Annotated in this window: 15 protein-coding genes; 1 reads left to right on the forward strand and 14 read right to left on the reverse strand. The window is 38.5% G+C overall.

Annotated elements, in window-relative coordinates; genetic code table 11:
- From KV696_RS03680 to KV696_RS03730, 11 genes are all read right to left on the reverse strand, one after another.
- The coding region (locus KV696_RS03680; protein WP_258318548.1) for an Ig-like domain-containing protein at positions 1–7587 on the reverse strand (7587 nt) is incomplete at its 3' end.
- A 936-nt stretch (positions 7588–8523) separates the two neighbouring features.
- Positions 8524–9213, reverse strand: coding sequence for a 50S ribosomal protein L1 (gene rplA / locus KV696_RS03685; protein WP_001085675.1), 690 nt, complete (start codon positions 9211–9213; stop codon positions 8524–8526).
- 207 nt (positions 9214–9420) lie between these two features.
- On the reverse strand, positions 9421–9846 hold the full coding sequence (gene rplK / locus KV696_RS03690; RefSeq protein ID WP_001085806.1) for a 50S ribosomal protein L11: 426 nt from the start codon (positions 9844–9846) through the stop codon (positions 9421–9423).
- A gap of 122 nt (positions 9847–9968) precedes the next feature.
- Positions 9969–10685 carry an LD-carboxypeptidase LdcB/DacB gene (gene ldcB / locus KV696_RS03695; RefSeq protein ID WP_000747767.1) on the reverse strand — a complete coding sequence of 239 codons (717 nt, stop codon included), beginning with the start codon at positions 10683–10685 and terminating at the stop codon, positions 9969–9971.
- A 2-nt stretch (positions 10686–10687) separates the two neighbouring features.
- Positions 10688–11158, reverse strand: a complete 471-nt coding sequence (locus tag KV696_RS03700) for an HIT family protein (protein WP_000335624.1) — start codon at positions 11156–11158, stop codon at positions 10688–10690.
- Position 11159: 1 nt separating this feature from the next.
- On the reverse strand, positions 11160–12197 hold the full coding sequence (locus KV696_RS03705) for a M42 family metallopeptidase (protein ID WP_219966887.1): 1038 nt from the start codon (positions 12195–12197) through the stop codon (positions 11160–11162).
- A gap of 203 nt (positions 12198–12400) precedes the next feature.
- Positions 12401–13726: a branched-chain amino acid transport system II carrier protein gene (brnQ, locus tag KV696_RS03710; RefSeq protein ID WP_219966888.1), complete on the reverse strand. Its 1326-nt coding sequence runs from the start codon at positions 13724–13726 to the stop codon at positions 12401–12403.
- A 170-nt stretch (positions 13727–13896) separates the two neighbouring features.
- The gene (locus KV696_RS03715) at positions 13897–14184 is read right to left on the reverse strand and encodes a rhodanese-like domain-containing protein (protein WP_219966889.1); all 288 of its coding nucleotides are present in this window, start codon (positions 14182–14184) and stop codon (positions 13897–13899) included.
- 160 nt (positions 14185–14344) lie between these two features.
- Entirely contained in the window at positions 14345–14923 is a 579-nt protein-coding gene (locus KV696_RS03720; RefSeq protein ID WP_219966890.1) for a uracil-DNA glycosylase family protein, read from the reverse strand.
- A 53-nt stretch (positions 14924–14976) separates the two neighbouring features.
- Positions 14977–16377 carry a dipeptidase PepV gene (pepV, locus tag KV696_RS03725; protein ID WP_219966891.1) on the reverse strand — a complete coding sequence of 467 codons (1401 nt, stop codon included), beginning with the start codon at positions 16375–16377 and terminating at the stop codon, positions 14977–14979.
- Between the two features lie 13 nt (positions 16378–16390).
- Positions 16391–16996 (reverse strand): nitroreductase family protein, encoded by a 606-nt coding sequence (locus KV696_RS03730; RefSeq protein WP_101514737.1) that lies wholly within the window; start codon positions 16994–16996, stop codon positions 16391–16393.
- A 170-nt stretch (positions 16997–17166) separates the two neighbouring features.
- On the opposite strand from KV696_RS03730, the gene KV696_RS03735 reads away from it, so the two are divergent.
- On the forward strand, positions 17167–17967 hold the full coding sequence (locus tag KV696_RS03735) for an amino acid ABC transporter substrate-binding protein (RefSeq protein WP_219966892.1): 801 nt from the start codon (positions 17167–17169) through the stop codon (positions 17965–17967).
- Between the two features lie 65 nt (positions 17968–18032).
- On the opposite strand, the gene KV696_RS03740 is transcribed toward KV696_RS03735, so the two are convergent.
- From KV696_RS03740 to KV696_RS03750, 3 genes are read right to left on the reverse strand one after another with little or no spacing between them, the layout of a single operon-like run.
- The gene (locus KV696_RS03740) at positions 18033–18866 is read right to left on the reverse strand and encodes a metallophosphoesterase family protein (protein WP_219966893.1); all 834 of its coding nucleotides are present in this window, start codon (positions 18864–18866) and stop codon (positions 18033–18035) included.
- 57 nt (positions 18867–18923) lie between these two features.
- Positions 18924–20585: an AAA family ATPase gene (locus tag KV696_RS03745; protein WP_219966894.1), complete on the reverse strand. Its 1662-nt coding sequence runs from the start codon at positions 20583–20585 to the stop codon at positions 18924–18926.
- Positions 20582–21559, reverse strand: a complete 978-nt coding sequence (locus KV696_RS03750) for a hypothetical protein (RefSeq protein WP_219966895.1) — start codon at positions 21557–21559, stop codon at positions 20582–20584. Before KV696_RS03750 ends, KV696_RS03745 begins: the two co-directional genes overlap by 4 nt.
- Positions 21560–21603 lie beyond the last annotated feature (44 nt).

Raw genomic sequence — 21603 nt, forward strand, 5'->3', positions numbered from 1 at the left:
TGGAAGTTTGTTAGTTGTTACGAATTTGTAGCCTGGGATTTCTTTCTTAGGATTTGTTCCTTCTTCTGTTGTTGTCCCTGGGATTGGGTTTCCATTTGAATCAACATGTTTTGTAGTTACTTTTTCATAGATGTGTTTTGTATTACCTTTTTCATCTTTTTCAGTCTTAACAACTTTGTAACCTGAAATTTCTTCTGATGGGTTTTCACCGTCTTTTGATGGGATAAGTTCAGTTTCTTTACCATCTTTACCTACTACTACAAATTTAGTATCTGGACGTACTGTTGGTGTGTAAGATGCTTGGATTGTTTTTCCATTCTTATCTTTACGTACCACTTCTACTGGAGTTGCTGTTCCTACAAAGTTTTCTTCTGGAGTGAAGGTTACTTTACCGTCTTTATCGATTGTGTATGTTCCTTCGCCTGGTACTACTTTTTCAGTTGTGCCATCTTCGAATGTTGGTGGTACTGTTGTATCCACATCTCCTTTGAATTCTGGAGTATTTGATTGTGGTGTATTTTTAGCACCTTCAGACGTTACATCTTTAGTAGATGTTTTACCTAATACTGTTGGGGTGTAAGTAGCTGTTACTGGTGTTCCGTTTTCGTCAACACGTTTAACTGTTACTCCACTTGCTTTACCTACGAAGTCTTTTTCTGGAGTGAAGGTTACTTTACCATTCTTATCGATTGTGTATGTTCCTTCTCCTGGTACTACTTTTTCAGTTGTGCCATCTTCAAATGTTGGTGCTACTTTCTCATCGATTGGCACTGTTATAGTTTTACCATTTAGTTTTGTAGTTCCTGCTTTGAATACTGGTGTTTCAGATTGTTTTTGACCTTTTTCACCGATAGAAGTTACATCTTTTCCTGTTGGTATTACTGGTAATACTACTGGAGTGTATTTGGCAGTTACAGGTGTTCCGTTCTTATCTTCGCGTTTAACTGTTACACCTGTCGCTTGTCCTGTAAATGATTTGTCTGGTACAAATGTTACTGTTCCATCTGAAGCTACTGTATAAGTTCCTTCTCCATCTACAGATACAGAATCAACTGGATCTCCTGTTTTCGGATCAACTAATTTAGCTGATTTATCTGATAATTCTACAGTTTTTTCTACACCGTTAACTGTTGCTTTACCTGGTGTAAATACTGGTGTTCCTGTTTGAGTAGCGCCTTGAGCGTCTGTTGTTACAACATCTTTTCCTGCTGGCGTTACTGGTTTAACCGTTGGAGTATATTTCGCAGTTACTTCTGTACCGTTCTTATCCGCACGTTTCACTGTTACTCCGCTAGCTTTACCTGTGAAGTTTGGTTCTGGTGTGAATGTTACAACACCATTTTCATCTACAGTATACGTTCCTTCGTTCGGTACTACTACTTTACCTTCTTCATCAGCACCTACTAATGTTGGTTTAACTTCAGGATCTAGGTCTACAGTTACTTCTTGACCGTTAACTGTTGTTTTACCTGGTGTGAATACTGGCGTTCCAGTTTGTTTAGCACCTTGTACATCTTCAGATACTACATCATCTGATGTTGGTGTTACTGGTTTAACAGTTGGTGTGTATTTAGCTGTTGCTGGTGTTCCGTTTGTATCTTTACGTTGAACTTCAACACCTGTTGCTTTACCTGTGAAGTTTGGTTCTGGTTTGAATGTTACTTCACCATTTTCTGGGTTGATTGTGTAAGTTCCTTCTCCTGGTACTGTTACTGATTTTTCATCAGTTGGTTGACCAGTTTCTGGATCGATTAATTTAGCTGGTACTGTTGAATCGATTGGAGCTTTTTCGTGTCCTTCAGTGAATGTTGGAGTTCCACTTTGCTCTTGACCTTGAGCGCCTTCTGAAGTAGCTGCTTTCGCAGTTGGTTTAACAGGTGTGATATTTGGAGTGTAAGTTGTTGTTACAGCTGTTCCATTTGTATCTTTCGCTTGAACTGTTACTGGTTTAACTTCTCCAGTGTAAGATTTATCTGTTGGAGTAAATACTGCAACTGGATCTTTACCTTCTTCTTTTACAAGAGTGTACGTACCGATTTCTTTTCCATCTGGATTTTTCGCTGGAACTGAATCTGCTGCTTGTCCATTTTCATCCAGTAATGTGTAAGTTGTTGGATCAATGGCTACTGTTTCTTCTGATTTCACTTTCGTCATTGGGTCTTCAACTTCAACTGTTCCACCTTTGAATGTAACAGAGTGGCTTTGAGCTTGACCTTGAATATCAGAAGTTACAGATGGTTTTGCAGTTGGTTTTGTACCAATTACTACCGCTGTGTATTTACCAAGTGCTGGAGTACCATTTAAGTCAACACGTTTAACAGTAAGCTCTGTACCTTTACCTACGAATCCTTGTACCGGAGTAAATGTCACAGTCCCATTTTCTGAAACTTCATAAGTTCCTTCACCATCAATTGTGACAGTTGTTGTTTCTTGACCAGTCTTAGGATCAATTAGTTTCGCTGGTACATTTTCATCGATATCAACTGATTTTTCTACATTATTAACAATTGCTTTACCACCGATGAAGTTCGGTTTACCACTTTGAACTTTACCTTGAACACCCGCAGTAAGAACTTCTGTTCCTTCTGGGTTTGCTGGTTTTACAACTGCTGTATATTCTGCGGTCACTTTTGTTCCATTGGCATCTTGACGGACAACTGTTAATGTTTGCCCCTTACCTTTGAATTGTTTATCTGGAGTAAAGTGGACTGTCCCATCTGCATCTACAGTATAAGTCCCTTCACCTGGAATTGTTACACTCGTTACTTCTTGACCTGTATTAGGGTCTTTTAATTTAGCTGGTGTATTATCATCCATTGGTACTTCTACTTCTGTACCATTGATAGTTGTCTTACCAGGTTTGAATTGCGGCTTACCACTTTGAGGTGAACCTTGAATATCTTCTGTAAATGTATTAATTCCTTCTGGAGTTACAGGTTTAACAGTTGGCGTGTAAGTAGCTGATGTTGGTGTACCATTTGCATCTTTTGCTTGAACTCTTACTGGTACTGGAGTACCTACGAAGTCTTTGTTTGGAGTGAATGTTACTTTACCTGTTGTTGGTTCGATAGTGTATGTACCAACTGTGTTTCCTTTAGCGTCTTTCGCTGGCATTGTTGGTTCATCAATCGTATTACCAGTTTCTGGATCTACTAATTTAGCAGGTTGAGTCGCATCAATCTTCATCGGGATTTTATCATTACCTGGTGTAAATGTTGGCGTTCCCTCTTGAGGTTGTCCTTGTACACCTTCAGTTGTCGCTGGAGTTCCTGATGGAGATACTGGCGTAATGTTTGGAGTGTAGGTTGTTGTTACAGCTGTTCCATTTGTATCTTTCGCTTGGATAGTAACTGCTTCAACTTCCCCCGCATATGTTTTATCCGTTGGTGTAAAGACTGCCGTTGGTTTACCGTCTACCACTTTCAATGTATAAGTACCAATCACATCTCCTGCTGGATTTTTAGCTGGTACTGACTCTGCTGGATTTCCAGTTTCATCTAATAGTTTGAATGAAGTCGTATCGATTGGCACTTCTTTTTCAACACCGTTGATAGTAGTCTTACCAGGTTTGAATGTCACTTCTTTCGATTGTTCTACACCTTGAATATCAGTTGTATCTGCTGGAGTTGCACTCGGTGTTACCCCTACAATACTTGGTGTATAAGTTGTTTTAACGATTGTTCCATTTTCATCTTCTGCTTGAACATTTGCTGGTACAACTTCACCTGTATAAGTTTTATCTGTTGGTGTAAATGTTACTGTATTAGTAGTTGGGTCAATTGTGTATTCCCCAACTTTTTTCCCATTCGCATCTTCAGCATCTACTGGAGTGCCTGCTGTTACTGGATTACCTTGTTTATCAAGAAGAACTGCTGAGTTTGCTTTAATAGCTACTGATTTTTCAACACCTTCAATGGTTGCTTTACCTGGAGCAAAAGCTACGACTCCTGATTGTACTTCACCTTGAATGTTTGAAGAATCTGCTGGAGTTGCTGTTGGTTTCACTCCTACGATTGATGGAGTATATTTTGTTTCAACTTTAGTTCCGTTGTTATCTTCTGCTTGAACTTTTGCAGGGACAACTGGACCTACATAAGCTTTATTCGTTGGTGTAAAGGTTACAACACCTGTTGCTGGGTCTACTGTGTATTCCCCAACTTTGTTTCCATTATTGTCTAATGCTGGTACCGCTCCTTGGGCTTCAGCTCCATCAGCATTTAGTAATTTAACTGAACCTGCTTTAATTGGTACTTCTGCATCTCCTGCTGTGAATGTAGGTGTTCCTATTTGAATTTCACCTTGGATTCCTGTTGAAGTAGCTGGTTCTGCTGTTGGTTTCACTGGTGTTACTTCTGGTGTGTAAGTTGTTGTGGCTGTTGAAGTCGCTTCAGCTCCTGTTTTATCAACTCCGACTGGTGCTGTTAGTGATACACCAATTCCTGTAGCTCTTCCTGTAAATGTTGGAAGTGGTTGGAATGTTACCTCACCTGTTGTTGGGTTGATTGTGTAAGTTCCCTCATTTTCCACTGTTACTGAAGCTTCATCTGTTGGCTTACCAGTTTTTGGATCTACCAGTTTAGCTGGATGTGTTGTGCTTGGCGTAATAACCGCTTCGTTATCTTTACCTGCATCTGTTTTGAATACTGGTGTTTCTTTTTGAGCTTTACCTTGAACATCTTTAGAAGTTTTTGGATCTGCAGTAATTGGTTTTGGAGTTACAGTTGGAATGTAACGACCATCCATAGAACCTTTTGATGGAGAATTTTGCAATTGAACTTGATCACTTATTAGATTAAGTGTCGCAGCATCTTCACCTTCACCTTTAACAATTCTATTACCATTCAGTCCCCAACCAGTCGTCGCTCCATTTGCATCTGTACGACGAATTGTGATACCATCTGCTGTCCCTACAAAGTTAGCTTCTGGAATGAATTCTACATTTACGTCTTTTCCATTGTCAGTAATTTTATATTTACCTTGACCTTGAACTACATAGTATCCATCCACTAAATCAGCATCTGTTACTAATGAACCATCGGCTTTTACAATTTGTGATTTAACAGATGTATCAATAGTGTTTGTTTCACTAAAGTCATAGTTAATTTGTCCATATGCATTAAACTGAACTTTAGCATTTTGTGTTGCACCTTGAATTCCACTTGTCTCTTCTTTTGTACCACGAGGTGGAATCGTTTGTTGGATTTGGAAATCTTCCACTTCTCCAGAATAGGCAATTCCTGTTGGAGTTGTGATATCAGCCTTATCTAAAGCAATACGAAGACGTGTAGCAAGCTTAGTTTGAGTCGTATCTACATTTTGAACATTAGTAGTCCAAGTTAGTGTAACTTTTCCATCTTGAGTTACTTCTGTAGGCGTTGCAGCTTCCCCTTCATCAAACTTACCATTTCCATTAAAGTCAATCCATCCGTTAACCCATGCTGATGATTCACCATCTAAATGAGCATCGAATGTCATAGAATATGTTTTATCGTTAACTCTATGTAATGTATAGTTATCATTAGCTTGTACTCCATCACCCATTAATTGACGAGCACCTTCATCAGCTGCACCGTCTCCATGGTTATCATCATATTTGAATGCAGTTGTTTTAGTGATTGGTGTTGTACGGATATCTACGTCTGGAGCTACAGAACCTAAATATGGTTGTTTCTGACCGTTTGATTTAGAAATAGAATGTGCTACACGACCATATGAAGCTGGGGCATCCCCTTCATCTAGTAACATAAATCCTAGCATAGAACCTTGTTGCCCTGATGAGAAGATATACATTCCTATATTCTTAGCGTTACGAGTCATTACTAATGGAGTAGAGAAACCAGAAGATCTGTGAGTTGATACTGGTCCGAAAATTTGTGTTCCTAAACCATCTGTATTATAAGTACCATCGCTTTCTCTCATTGCTACAACTGTATCTGAAGTGATGGTTTTATTGAAAAAGCCTTTACCTTTATCTTGTTTAAATATTTCAAAAGCCGGTTTTCCTGAACCTTCTATAGTATTTTTTATTCCTAATTGATTACCTGCCTGACCATGCCCTGCTCCCGCTACAGATCTTGTCTCATAAGTTTCAGTTGTGTAAGAACGGGCTGTTTCTTGATTTCTTACAGTAGAGTTTGATAATTCCGTTACTAGTTCGAAACCATCTCCATCTGTTTTATAGATTTCAATTTCAGATGAACCAGCTTCTTCCCCAGTTAAGAATACAACGTTTGCTGGTACTTCTTTCCCATTTAAAGTAGCTTTAACAGAGAATTCTACCCCTACGTTTGCTCCATTCTGAACAGACCGAATAACTGTTTTACCTCCAGTATCCATTCCATTTGTTTTCGCAACAGAATATCCTCCTTGTTTTTCTACTTTTACTTCAGCTGGAGTTCCATTTTTATAAACGTTTTGGGCATTAGCATCATAACCTGCTCCACCACGTTCCTTATATACATCTGTCGAATTAAATGGTGCTAATTTAGTAACCGTTAACGTTACAACATATCCTGGCGAAATTTCTTGGGTAAATTCCGTTCCTACTTGAAGTTTATCTCCTGATCCAAGATTTTTTATAGTTGCTGTTTTACTACCTACATCAAACCATTTGATTTGTCTAGTTAAACGAGCTGTATTTTTATCTTTATATTTTTCCCAGTGTTTTGCTTGTTCTTCTTCAGAAAGTGGTGGTTCTGCTACTGTATCAGCTACATCAGCCAAAACATAAGAAAACTTGCCGTCACGACCGATTCCTGCATTTTTCAATTCATTGTAAACTGCAAGGATTGATTCGTTTAGGCGCTCCAATTGAGCATCTACTTGCTCTTTTGTGACACTCGTATCAGCCAATAAAGTTTTTGTTTCAGCCAGAACTGCTTGGTTTTTAGCTACTGCTGCTGTAACTGCTGCCTTGTTTTCTTCTTTCACATCAGCCTTAGCAAGTTCAGTCTCAGCCAATTTGCTAGTTACTTCTGCTTCTGATAATACTTTTGTTAATTCTTTTTTAGCTTCTTTTACTTCTAGAGTTTGTTTCGCTTCAGATTTTGCTTTTTCTTCTGCTTTTTTCTCTTCAACTTTAACTGTCACTCCTGCTGCTTGAGCTTCTGTAACTACTACATCTAAATCATTAACAATTTTCACTTGTGCATCTACTTCTTCTTGAGTAGTTGCATCGTTAGATAATACTGCTTTAGCTTTTTCTAATGCTTCACGAGCTACACTTAATACTGCTTGATCTGCATCAGGTGCTGATTTAATATTTCTTTCTAAAGTAGCAATACTTGCTTCAAGGATAGATTTGTTTACTTTTTTAACTTCAGGTTTTGCTTCAGTAGCCTTTTCAGTTTCTGGTTTTACAGTTTCTACTGTTTCAGCTTTAGGCTCAGCCTTTTCCTTATTATCTTGATCAGGAGCATTTGTTGCTACTACTGTTTCAGCATTTTGTACTTCCGTCGCTGATACCGCACCGTTCCCTAGGAACATCAAACCAGCCGCAATTGCTACTGATGCTGCTCCAAAGCTGTACTTACGAATACCGTAACGAATGTACTTCTCCGTTCGAAAATCTTGTTGTTTGCCTTTCATTAGACCCACAACCTCCTTTAAAAAATATTAAAATGATTAGACAAATAAAGAGCCCCCCCCCCCTTAAATATTTTTGCAATATTAAGAGGTCAATATCCTAAACCGGGAGTGCTCAATAATTACTAATATCTCTTAAATTATATCATCATTAAATTTATAACTCAACTTTTATGCTTGAAAATAATTACTTTTATAAATAAAATGATTTTGATATTTTCAAAAAATTAACTTGAAAAAATTATAACCTAAAGTAATTTACAAATATTTGTTCAATATATAACACATTTGTTCTATTTTTCTCTAAATATAGTTCGGATTTTTTACCTATGTGTATAAATATAAACTATTAACATATATTTATTGTTTACCCAGATATTTTTAATCATAAAAATTATCTCGAAAGAAAATACTTATAAAATTTTATCAATTTAAGTTTTTGCAAAGGAATTATCTAAAATAATGAGTTCAGATAGTACCTTTGTTTTGATTGTAACTTTAACATCCAAATCTATACAATCACAAATCATTTATTGATACTCAATGAAAGTCAAATGACACATCCAGAAACTAGGAAAATGATAATTAAAATATTAAAATCGGAACATCTAAAATCAATCTCGTATCTCCAACAATGAAAAAATAAACTAGTTCGCAACGATGTTCTAAGCCTCTAATCATTAAAACTCAACATAACCAATATTCTGAAAAATCTATGTAGTATAGTAGATTGAGGCTGAAATAGTACATTATAGATTCTAAAAGATTGGTAGAAATTTGTTTGGATTCTCTAATCAATTTGCCCAGTTTTCTGTTTCATTTCACCATTCTTCATTGATATACATAATATCTCGCACCTAACGGAGCGAGACGGACTAATAGTCACATAATTACAAAAAACGAGCACTTTCGTACTCGTTCTCTGATATAAACTACTGATTAAAGTGAGTTTACGTCAACTTTGATACCAACACCTTGAGTAGTTGTGATAGTCAAGTTTGTTACGTAAGTTCCTTTAGCTGTAGCTGGTTTTGCTTTTTGGATTGTTTCGTTGAAAGCTTTAAAGTTTTCAACCAATTTTTCAGCTTCAAATGATACTTTACCGATGATTGCTTGAACGTTACCTGCACGGTCAGCACGGTAAGTGATTTTACCACCTTTAGACTCTTCAACTGCTTTAGCAACATCCATTGTTACAGTACCAGTTTTAGGGTTTGGCATCAAGTTACGTGGTCCAAGGACACGTCCAAGACGTCCAACAAGAGCCATCATATCAGGTGTAGCGATAACCACGTCGAAGTCCAACCAACCGTCGTTGATTTTAGCAACAAGGTCATCTTCACCAACAAAGTCTGCACCAGCAGCTTTTGCTTCTTCAGCTTTTGCACCACGTGCGAAAACAAGAACGCGTGAAGTTTTACCAGTACCGTTTGGCAATACCATTGCTCCACGGATTTGTTGGTCAGCCTTTTTAACGTCGATGTTCAAGTTGTAAGCAACTTCTACAGTTGCGTCAAATTTTGCAAAGTTAGTTTCTTTTGCAAGTGCTACAGCTTCTTCTACGCTGTATGCTTTTGTGCTGTCGATTTTCTCAAGAGCAGCACGAAGTTGTTTGCTTTTTTTAGCCATTTTCTATTCTCCTTGTAAGTGGTTCAATCGATTTTCATCTCCCACGTCACTTCTCGAAATGATGAAGTCTTGCGGGTTTTCAGTCTATTATTTTTCTTTTCCTACGTCGTCAAGTTCCCTTGCTGTACCCAAGTACAAGCATCAGTCACTTGCCTAGTATGAAAAGCAACTAATAGACTGCTGTGAGATTTTCTACTGTGCTATTGATTAGTCAACAACAGTGAATCCCATAGAACGAGCAGTACCTTCGATCATACGCATTGCAGACTCAATGTTTGCTGCGTTCAAATCTGGCATCTTAGTTTCTGCAATTTCTTGTACTTGTGCACGAGTAACTGTAGCAACTTTAGTTTTGTTAGGTGTACCTGATCCTTTTTCAACACCTGCAGCTTTTTTCAAAAGAACAGCAGCTGGTGGTGTTTTAGTGATGAAAGTAAATGATTTATCTTCGTAAACTGAGATAACAACTGGAATGATCATACCAGCTTGGTCAGCTGTACGAGCGTTGAACTCTTTTGTGAATCCCATGATGTTGATACCAGCTTGACCAAGAGCAGGTCCAACCGGTGGAGCTGGTGTAGCTTTACCAGCAGGGATTTGCAATTTTACAAGTTTTTCGACTTTTTTAGCCATTTTTAAATCCTCCTTTGTGGTTTTGGCGGTAATTAAAAATTTTTACCTCCCACAAGTATGCTTTTTACATACCCATCTATTATACACTATTTATCTAGAATTGCAAGAGAAAAGTTTATTTTTTAATCGACATAATCTCCGCCTTCAAAGCCGTAATACTCTTCCAAACTGAGACCACTCTCAGCAATTTCTTTAGCTTCTTTTCCGACATAACGAAGGTGCCATTCTTCAGCCATATAGCCTGTTTCCTTTTCCTTACCTTTGAGATAACGGACAACAAAACCATAATCAGCCGCATGGTCCAAGAGCCATTGGGCCGCTTTTTCTTCTGTCACCAAATCACCATTTGTCCCAATCACATCAAAAGCCAACCCTGTCTGGTGCTCACTATAGCCAGGACGAGCAGAATAACGATCGGCAGCTTCTTTCCCATCTTGGTTGACATAATCTTGATAGAGCTTGGTCTGAGTTTCATAACTTCTAAAACCACTGTAATGGTCACTAATCGGGAAACCTGCCTCTTGCATCGCTTTGATGAGTTTGATCAACTCTGCCTTGGCTGTTGGATTTTCCCCTGGATTGTAATCTTTTGACAAAGGATAATGTTTATTTGCTACGATGATTTCATCGTATTTCCCTTGGATGCTGTAGTAGTCACCTTTATTAACCACTTCTGCTTTTTTCTGGGCAGCTCCTTGAGGCTTACTTCCGACTGTTCCATCAGCTTTGGCTGTTTGTTCTGTTTTAGCTACTCCATTTTCATTTTTTGCTTTTTCTTGTGAACAAGCTGCCAGACTCAAGGCTAGCAAGGCTGTCAAAACAAGATATCTTTTTTTCATTTTTACTCCTTTATTTCTAATAGTTTATCTACTTCTGACGATAAACATTCGACTAATCTTTTAATCTCATCCGGTTTTGCTTGGCAGATTGCTGCTGTCATTTCTTCAAAGGGAACCCACCAGACTGGACCACGTCCCTTGAGACCGTGACCCTTCATATCACCTGTCCGTCGTGGAAACAGATGCCAATGAAGATGGGCATCGCCATTTCCTAGCAGTTCGATATTCATTTTCTCAGCAGCAAAGGCCTTGGCAACTGCCTCTTGGACTAGACTCATTTCTTCTAGAAAATGGACTCTCATTTCCTTTTCTAAATGGTGCAATTCCGTGACATGTTCCTTGGCTAGAAAGAGGCTATAGCCTGCAAAATACTGGTGGTCTCCAACCACAAGATAGCCTGTTTCCAACTCTTTGACAAAATAGGGATTTTCTCCCTTCTTGATGAGCTCAATTCTCTGGCAAATCAAACACATATTAGTCTACCAATGCGCTCTTAAGGTAAGCATCAACCATACGCTCCGTTGCAACCACCGAGTCAATATGAGTGCGCTCATATGAGTGGCTAGACTCGATACCAGCACCAAGCAGAGCGTGTTTAACCTCAGCCCCTGCAGACATGGCCGCTGAAGCGTCCGATCCATAAAATGGATAGATATCCAACTTAAATGGAATATCTTGCTCTTTAGCCAAGGCAACTAAGTGTTGACGGAAGTCATAGTGATAAGGGCCTGAAGCATCCTTGACACAGATAGATACTGTGTACTCATCTGTCTGCTGGTCATCACCCATGGCTCCCATGTCCACAGCCAGATATTCTACTACCTGAGCAGGGATATTAGAGTTGGCACCGTGCCCCACTTCTTCAAAGACTGAAAAGGCAAAATGGGTTGTTACTGGCAACTCAATCTTCTCTTCCATATAAATACGAAGCAGGTTAAGCAAAATCGCTGCGCTGACCTTGTCATCCAAATGACGAGACTTGATAAAACCTGTCTCTGTCACGACAGTTCGTGGATCAAAACTGATAAAATCACCGACCTCAATCCCCAAGGCACGAGTTTCTTTTTCATTGGTTACTTTGGCGTCCAAACGCACTTCCATATTGTCCTGGGTACGTTCTGCAGTTCCTGCATCCTTGTAGACATGGCAAGAAGTTTGGTGGATGAGGATGGTGCCTGATACTTTTTCACCTGTGCTAGCCACATGAACGATACAGTTTTCTCCTTCGATCATGTTCCAAGGGAAACCACCGATACGATCCAATTTAAGACGGCCGTCTGGTTTGACAGCACGGACAATAGCACCCAGCGTATCTACATGGGCAGTCACATAGCGGTGTTGTTCATCATTTTGACCTTTAATGGTCACATTGACACCGCCCTTGGCTGTACGAACTGGCTGATAACCAAAACCTTCTAGAGTCTTGACTAAATAGTCCGAAATCTCACGAGTGAAGCCTGTTGGCGATGCGATGGCTGTTAGTTCTTTGATATATTCTACTGTTTGATTCATTTCTTCACCTCTTTTGCTACCTATTATAACACATTTATCATCGGATAAAAAAAGAAAATCACTCCTGTAGACTTGGCTACAAAAGTGATTTTATACTCAATGAAAATCAAAGAGCAAACTAGGAAACTAGCCGCAGGCTGTACTTGAGTACGACAAGGCGACGTTGACGCGGTTTGAATTTGATTTTCGAAGAGTATTAGTAATTATTCCATTTCAAAAACATCACTTTCTTGCTTGTTTGGTAGAACCAATGATAGCAAGATTCCGACAACAGCTGGCACCAACCATGGAAGAGATGCCTTGGCAAAAGGAAGAGCGTTGACAAGGTTTGCAAGAAACTCAACCTTAAACGAGCTTCCTAATACGCTTGCAATGGCAATAGCTGTAACAACAGCAATTGTCAACTGCATACCTGGTTTTGAAAGAGCCACAAATTTGTTGACAATGACAATCATAACGATGGCAATCGTGATTGGGTACAAGATAACCAGTACAGGGATTGAGTACTTGATAATCGCATCAAGACCCAAATTGGCAATGGCAAATCCAATCAAGGTAAAGGCTGTCGCATAAACCTTGTAACTGATTTGCGGGAAGCGCTCATTAAAGAACTCAGCTGTAGACACAATCAAACCAACTGTTGTTGTGAAGCAGGTTACGGTAACCATAGCTGCAAGGAAAAGTTGAGCTGTTGAACCAAAAATTTCTTGAGTAGCTTGTGACAAGATGTAAACACCTGGTGTTCCACCCTTCATCGCTTCAGCTGGTACTGGGAAATGATTTCCAAGGAAACCTAAACCGATGTAAAGAGCGCTGAAAGCAAGGGCAACAACGATACCAACCACCCAAATAGTTGAAATGTATTCTTTCTTACTTGAAAATCCAAGTTGTTTCAAGGTTTGAACTGCGATTACGCTAAAGGCAACTGAAGCAAGGGCGTCCAAGGTATTGTAACCTTCTAGGAAACCTGTACCAAAGGCAGAAGCTTGATAAGCCACTGAAGCAGCTTGAGGACTTGTTCCACCGTATTTGAAAGCTCCCAGAACAACCAAGATAACAATCAAAATCGCAAAGACTGGCGTTAAAATACGTCCAATGCGGTCCAAGATTTTTGATGGATTGAGCGAAATTAGATACGCTGCTGCAAAGTAAAGAACCGTAAAGACAATCAAACCAAGACCTTTATTTGCATCCAACAAAAGGGGGCTAATCCCTACTTCGTAAGCTGTTGTAGCTGTACGTGGGATGGCAAAGAATGGACCGATTGACAAGTAAAGAACCGAAAGGTAAAGAGTCGCAAACCAAGGCGCTATCTTTGTTGAAATCTCGTAGATATATCCTTTAGGATTTAGCGTTCCAATAATAAGAGTCAAGACGGCGATACCGACGCCTGAAAAGACAAAACCTGCGATGGCAGGAAGAAAATGTTCTCCAGATAGAGCACCTAGAGAAGGCGGAAAAATCAAGTTCCCCGCACCAAAAAATATTCCAAACAGGAGTAAACCTGTTAAGGCACCTTTTTTAGCCATGAAAATCTCCTTCATATTTATAAAATACTGACCTAGTATATCATGAATAGGAGTATGAAAAAAGCTTCACGAAGTAAATATTGAATGTTTTCAAGATTCTTAAAAATTAGAATTGTCTAAAAATAAAATTCTCCTACCTAGTCCACACCAAGTAGGAGAAATGCAAATTTTTAAAGTTCTTCAAAGGCCATCATGCCACCTTGAATATTGATAACCTCATAACCTTGTTCAGCTAGAAATTGACAAGCACGCGCCGATCTCATCCCAGATTTGCAAATAACATAATGTAACTGGTCCTTATCCAACTGATCATAGGTATCAGCCAATTGACTAAGTGGCAGGTTGTGGGCGCCTTCTAAATGAAGAGCTTCAAACTCATCCACTTCTCTCACGTCCACTAGAGAAAGTTGGTCATTTTGGTAAAGCTGGTAAAATGCGTCAAAGGAAATTTCTTTCATTCTTTTTCTCCTAATACTCTTCGAAAATCTCTTCAAACCACGTCAGCGTCGCCTTACCGTACGTATAGTTACTGACTTCGTCAGTTCTATCCATAACCTCAAAACTGTGTTTTGAGCAACCTGCGGCTAGCTTCCTAGTTTGCTCTTTGATTTTCATTGACTATAAAATAGTTTTAATTCTTTTTTTCAAATCCGGCACTACTTCTGCCTCAAACCAAGGATTTTTGGCCATCCAGATTTGATTGCGTGGTGAGGGGTGAACTAGTGGAAAATAGGTTGGCAAATAGTTCTGGTAATGTTTTACCCGTTCTGTTACCTTGCCACTGATTTTCTCCTGCAAATAGTAGGCTTGGGCATATTGACCAATCAAGAGGGTCAATTGAATATCTGGTAATTCTTGCAAGAGCTGAGGATGCCATTTTTCAGCAAAACCTGCTCGCGGAGGTAAATCACCTGACTTGCCATGCCCTGGAAAGTAGAAATCCATAGGCAGAACAGCAAAATAACCTGAATTATAAAAAGTGTCTTCGTCAACACCAAGCCAATCTCGCAAGCGGTCACCACTTTTATCTTTCCAATAAAGTCCTGCCTCCTGCGTTTTAAGTCCCGGTGCTTGACCGATGATATTGATGCGAGCAGTCTTTGGCGCTGCAAAGAGAGGCTCGATGCCACGCTTTGTATAGGTAGCATTCTGAGGATCTGCCATAATAGCCTGCTTGATTCTTTCAATTTGAGACATCTACTTTCCCTCCAAAAAGAAGTCTAAGCATACAATCTCAGACTTCTATCGTTTTATTTGATCAATTCGTAAATAGCTTCGGCATAGATTGCTGCTGCTCGGAAGAGATCGTCCAAGGCGATAAATTCATTGGCTTGGTGCATGGTGTCAATTGAGTCTGGGAACATGGCACCGTAGGCAACTCCGCGTTCGAGCAAGCGACCAAAGGTTCCACCACCGATGACTTGCTCGTGACCTTTAAGACCAGTTTGTTTTTCATAAACATTCAACAAGGTTTGCACAAGTGGATCTTCCATTGGCACATAGTGAGGGGTATGACCGTGCTCAGAAAGGCTAACAGAAGCAACTGGCAAGTTTTCAAGGGTTGACTTGATTTGTTCTGGACTTGTTCCTTTTGGATAGCGGATATTGAGGGCAACGGTATTATCAGCGCTTGTTTCATCAAAGCGGAAGACGCCTGCATTCATAGAAAGAGCACCCATCTTTTCATCCACATGAGCAATCTTGAGATTTTCACCCTCATGGTCGTTCAAGAGAATTTTACCAGCGATGTCAAGGTAGTCTTTGGCTGGACCAGCAAAGTCAAACTGGCTAAGGAAGAGGGCTAGGTAAGTCGCACCATTGACACCTGAAGCGGGCATAGCACCGTGGGCTGATTTACCAATGATGGTAACCTTGTACTGACCATTTTCTTCTTGGAGTTCTCCTCTAAGTTTGTGTTCTGCAACAAAGGCATCTAGTTTAGCTTGCAAGTCAGCCAAGTCACCTGAAACAACTGCTGTTGCTGATTCTGGTACCATGTTTTCACGCAAACCACCTGTGAAGCTGTGAAGACGGGCAGCACCCGCATTTTCACCTGCAAAGTGGAGGTATTCCGTGATATTTCCTTTTTCACCATTGATGATAGGGAATTCAGCGTCTGGAGAGAAACCGAAGTCTGGTTTGACAAGTCCTACGTGCTCGAAGTAGTAGTCCATGTCTGCCCATCCTGATTCTTCATCTGTTCCAACGATGAAACGAACTTTCTTAGAAGTTGGAAGTCCCAATTCTTTGATGATTTTCAAACCATAGTAACAAGCTGTTGTAGGTCCCTTGTCATCAGAAGCTCCACGCGCATAAAGGCGACCGTCTTTGATAGTCGGTGTGTAAGGATCTGTATCCCAACCGCTACCAGCAGGAACCACATCCATATGGGCAAAAATTCCGAGAACTTCTTCTCCATCACCAAACTCGAAGTGTCCTGCATAGTTGTCAACATTTTTAGTTGGGTAGCCATCGCGGTCTGCGATTTCAAGGAATTTTTCCAAGGCTTTTACCGGCCCAGGTCCAAATGGATGCTCAGCATCAACCTTGCTATCATCACGTTCTGAGTTGATTTCCAAAAGGCTAAACAAGTCAGCCAAGAGGTCTTCTTTGCGTTTTTCTACTTCTGCTGTAAAATCAATTGCTGTCATTTTTTTCTTCTTTCTATCTTTTCTCGATGATTTCATCTACTGGCAAGCGGTAGCTTGGTTCCAATTTTTCGTCTGTGTAACCCACTGTAATCAAAAGCTCTGGGCGGAAGCGGTCTTCGATTTCCAAAACCTCATTGACTTTTGATTTGTCAAATCCAAGGATCAAATTTGATCCGATTCCTTGGTCTGTAAGAGCCAGAACCAAGTTCATGGCAACCAGACCTGCATTGAGGGCTAGGTAGTCGCTGACCTGTTGTTCATTGTAACGGGCAAACTCGGCAGGCAAATTTTTCATAAAGTATTGAAGTTGTTCTTCTGAGAAATTGTTAGCACCACCAACTCGGGCAATCTTACGAGCACGTTTAGCCAAATCTGTGTCTGTAAACAAGGCAATGGTTACAGGCGCTGATGATACCTGTTCAAAGTTTGAACCGTAAGCCAATTTTGCCAGCTCAGCATTTTTCTCACGCACCACTACAAATTTCCAAGGCTGGCTGTTGTGGGCGCTTGGAGCCAAGGTTGCAATTTCGATAGCCGTACGCACATCTTTTGGATCAACAGGCTTATCAGTAAACTGCTTAGTCGCATGACGTTTTTTGTTTAATTCAAGAAATTTCATAATCGATTTCCTTTTCTAATTCTACTGTTTCCATTCTACCATAATTTGAAAGAGCTTGCAGGGATTTTTCATGATTAAGATTTTTTATCACAGACATAAAAAATATATATTGGTTCATCAAGACAGTTTCTGATAAACTAGCAAGTACTTTACATTTGAATGGAGATATTATGAAAAAATTTAGCCTATTATTAGCCATCCTACCATTTTTGGTTGCCTGTGGAAATCAAGCCACACCTAAAGAGACCAGCTCTCAAAAGACAATCGTCGTTGCTACAGCTGGCGATGTGCCACCATTTGACTACGAAGATAAAGGCAATCTGACAGGCTTCGATATTGAAGTTCTAAAAGCAGTGGATGAAAAACTCAGCGACTACGAGATTCAATTCCAAAGAACTGCCTGGGAGAGTATCTTCCCAGGACTTGATTCTGGTCACTATCAAGCCGCAGCCAATAACTTGAGTTACACAAAAGAGCGTGCTGAAAAATACCTTTACTCACTTCCAATTTCGAACAATCCCCTCGTCCTTGTCAGCAACAAGAAAAATCCTTTGACTTCACTTGACCAAATCGCTGGCAAAACAACTCAAGAGGATACCGGAACTTCAAACGCTCAATTCATCAATAACTGGAATCAAAAACACACTGACAATCCCGCTACTATCGATTTTTCTGGTGAAGATATCGGCAAACGAATCCTAGACCTTGCTAACGGAGAGTTTGATTTCCTCGTTTTTGACAAGGTATCCGTGCAAAAGATTATCAAGGACCGTGGCTTAGACCTTTCTGTGGTTGACTTGCCTTCTGCCGATAGCCCCAGCAACTATATCGTTTTCTCAAGCGACCAAAAAGAGTTTAAAGAGCAATTCGATAAAGCACTCAAAGAACTCTACCAAGATGGAACACTTGAAAAACTCAGCAATATCTATCTAGGTGGCTCTTATCTCCCAGATCAATCTCAGTTACAATAAGATATATTAAAAACGATTGGACAGGCCAATCGTTTTTAGTTTGCATTGATTATCTTAGGGAACTCTTACAAAAAATCAAAAAAATTCTTCACATCTTCTACATACCCATGCTTTTCTATTAAGCTTGCTAATAATTCCAGATTGTGTCCCTGATAGTTATCGTCACGACGCAGTTCTTCATACATTTCAATAAAGGGAAGCCCATTGGATTTGGCCAATTCTAACTCAGCCTCGTAATCATAAGCAACTTTACGAAATTGTATATTGACCAATTCCCCATCTTCAACCTCTATCACGGCATACTGGGCACGGTGATTTTTTAACGCCTCCCAATTAAAATAGGGCATGCCAATCGACCCTGGATTGATGATTTGTTGCCCTTGACTGCCATAACGAAGCAACTGCTTGTGAACATGACCATAGACTGCCACGTCAACTTCATCATCTAGGAGTTGGTCAAATTTCTCTGTATCATTCTCAACTAGCAAGTCACCACCATAGTTCTTATTTGGCAAATTATGAGAGATAGAAAAGCGCAATCCGTCAATTTCTTTCTTTTCCAGCAAAGGCAAGCTTCGTAGCCAGACAATCGTTGCAGGATCCATTCGCTCCATCAAAAACTGGGTCATGCGCATTGACTGGATTTCTTTCGGATGTTCCAAACCATATTCGCCATCCAAGGCCTCAAGGACACGATCATCCCAATTTCCTCGAACACTGGCTGTGATAGGAAGGTCCTTTAGCAGGGCGACTAAGTCATTTGCGCCTGGACCAGGAAGAAAAATATCTCCCAGAAGCCAGTATTCACTGACCCCTTGATTTTTAGCATCTGCAATCACTGCTTCTAAAGCCGTCGCATTTCCATGAATATCTGATAAAATTGCGATTTTATGTTTCATATTATTACTTTCTAATATTCGTTTACATTAGTATTTCAAGCTATTTGTTTACATAAATTATGTATCCCTTGTATTTTCTTCAATCATTGTTCTGACCTTCTGGCGTTGTTCATCAGTGAGACCCAATTTTAGTAGTTGTTTTTCAATACTAAATTCTGAGGTATTGTATTTCTTATCATACATCTCTAATAATTTATTACGAAGAATAGGCTCGCTGATTAAATGAATTTCTTTTAATAGTTCTTCTTCATCTCCTTCTTCCCCATTCAGTCTACTTATCATAGAATTAATCTTTGCTAAAGCAAAATCACCATAAATGTTATCGATCAAATTTTCCTTCATGATTTCTTGGATATTCTTAGCGAAAGTATTTTGAAGAACTTTACCTTCTGAATATCCAGTTTCTTGATTCTTTTCAAGCATAATCACATTTCCTGGTTTAATATCCGAAAGCATGTAAGGAGAATGAGTTGTGAAGATGAGTTGGAAGTTCATTCCTACTATTCTATTGATTTCATTTATATAGTTGACTAAAAAATTTATTAAGGTTCTAGACCATTCGAGATGCATACCCGATTCTAATTCATCCACTACTAATTGACATGGCCCTTGAGAGGGATTCATTTGTAACCACTTTACATAACTCATCACTTTTAATATATTTGTTTCACCAGTAGACATATTATAATAAAAGTCATCTATTACTCTAAAATCATAGTACTTCAAATCTATTGCATTCTTTTCTAATTTTTCATAGTCTAGATATAGTTTTTCAAATTCGATTCGATTATCAAAATTCTTTTCTACATATCCAATCTCAACTATCCGACTTTTCGTACTATCACTGTATTCTTTTGTCTTATACTTATGAATAAATTGTTCTAAATTATTTAAAAAATCGACTAATAAATTCAGAAATTCGTTCATTTCTTCTGTTTCTATTTCTGTTTTTATTTTATCAAATAGGTTCAAATAATTACCATCTATAAAATATATTTCAATTTCTTCATCTCTTAAGCAATACTTAAAGTCTTTACAAATCTTCACAATTATTTTCAAAATGAGACAGGAGAAAAACTCTCTATTTTCCCAACCATTTAAATATTTATCTGGAATATCATACTTACTGACTCCAAAACTAAATTTATATGACGAAGAAACTAATCCTCGAGAATATAATACTTCATAAGCTTCAAAAATACCATTCAAAATATACCATCTAGAAGATTCTGCTAAGTGAACATCTAATAATGATGAACCTCCGTAGCTTCCGCTTGGACGTCTATCTTCGTTCATGATATAAATCAACTTATCTCTCTTTTGATCATCACAGTATCCATTTATATCAACTTGATCTGTTGCTAGACCTTCTATAGTAATTGACGATAAATCAAAATTTTTATCGAATAGATAAAATTTACCATTAGTATCTAAATATATACAGAAAAATTGATTTATATCTTTGTTTTGATCTTCCGCTCGATGATAATAGCCTATTAGATTTAAAATTGTACTTTTTCCCACACCATTTATACCAACTATAGGTAAAATATTATAAATAGACTCTCCATAAAAGTTTTCAATATAGTCTGGATTTTTATCAATTTTTAATTCATTCGTTTCAAAATCAAAACTTACTTTATATTCGTCTGAAAAATTAAAAATCTGATTCTTAAAAAACTCATCATACTGTTTAATCACCAAGGCAATTAATTTCATTCTTCTTCTCCTACTAGTCCAATTTCTTTGCTAATATCTGTAACCATCTTTGAAAGCGGTCTTTTCCCATAATTTTCTTTGTCTGTGTAGTAACCTGTTATAAAGCGATTCAACTCAGCCGCACTTAATTCAAGATCTGTTTGATTTAAGATTTTTGACAAACCTTCTCTATAACTATCTGTGTATACTTCTTTTTTCCAAATCAATTCATTTACTACATCAATGTGGCTTTGATATAGCTCCTCTATACCCAAATCACCAATGCCAATTTTAAAATCCGAATCATATGAAATGATTTTGATTTCAATCTCATCAGCAGACTTTGGAATGTATGTAAATTTTACATCATCGAATGAAAAACTAGTATCATAGGGACTATATTCTAAATCCTTATTTGATTTCACATGATTACAACTATAACAACTAGGGATTAAATTATAAAATGAAACAGCAAATAGTGGATAGCTGTCTTTTGGAAAAAAATGGTCGAGTTGAGCAGTATTTACTACTTTAGTCTGACCGTTAATTTCTTGTTTGCAACCCAGACATTCTTTTTCAGTCCCATCAATTACCAATAACTCTTGATTACAGTTATTACATTGAAGGAATTTATATGTTGAACTTATATAATTACGATTACAATACGGACATACTGAAATATTCTTTGAGTCAATTATTTTCTTTCTTAGCTCGGAATCAATCTTTTCGTAGGATTTTTTTAGATACTCTGCTAATCTAGGTTCTTTATCTAAGAAATTATGCAAGAATTCTTTAATGTTCTCTAAAAATGAATACTCACCAGTCATTATCTTTAGAAAAGCATCTTTTTCTCTTGCTAGTTTTGGTACATTGCTGGCTACCCAACTATTTAAATCATTTTTAAATTCAGGATAATTTCGAAAATTCATTTTTTTATATAATTCTAAACAAATTTTTTCAACTTCAAACGGATTTGATTTTTCTATAAGTATCATAACTGACTTTCCATTCTATCACAATATACTATTCGCAAAATCTT

This window comes from Streptococcus humanilactis, from assembly GCF_019448275.1.
GTDB classification, from domain to species: Bacteria; Bacillota; Bacilli; order Lactobacillales; family Streptococcaceae; genus Streptococcus; species Streptococcus humanilactis.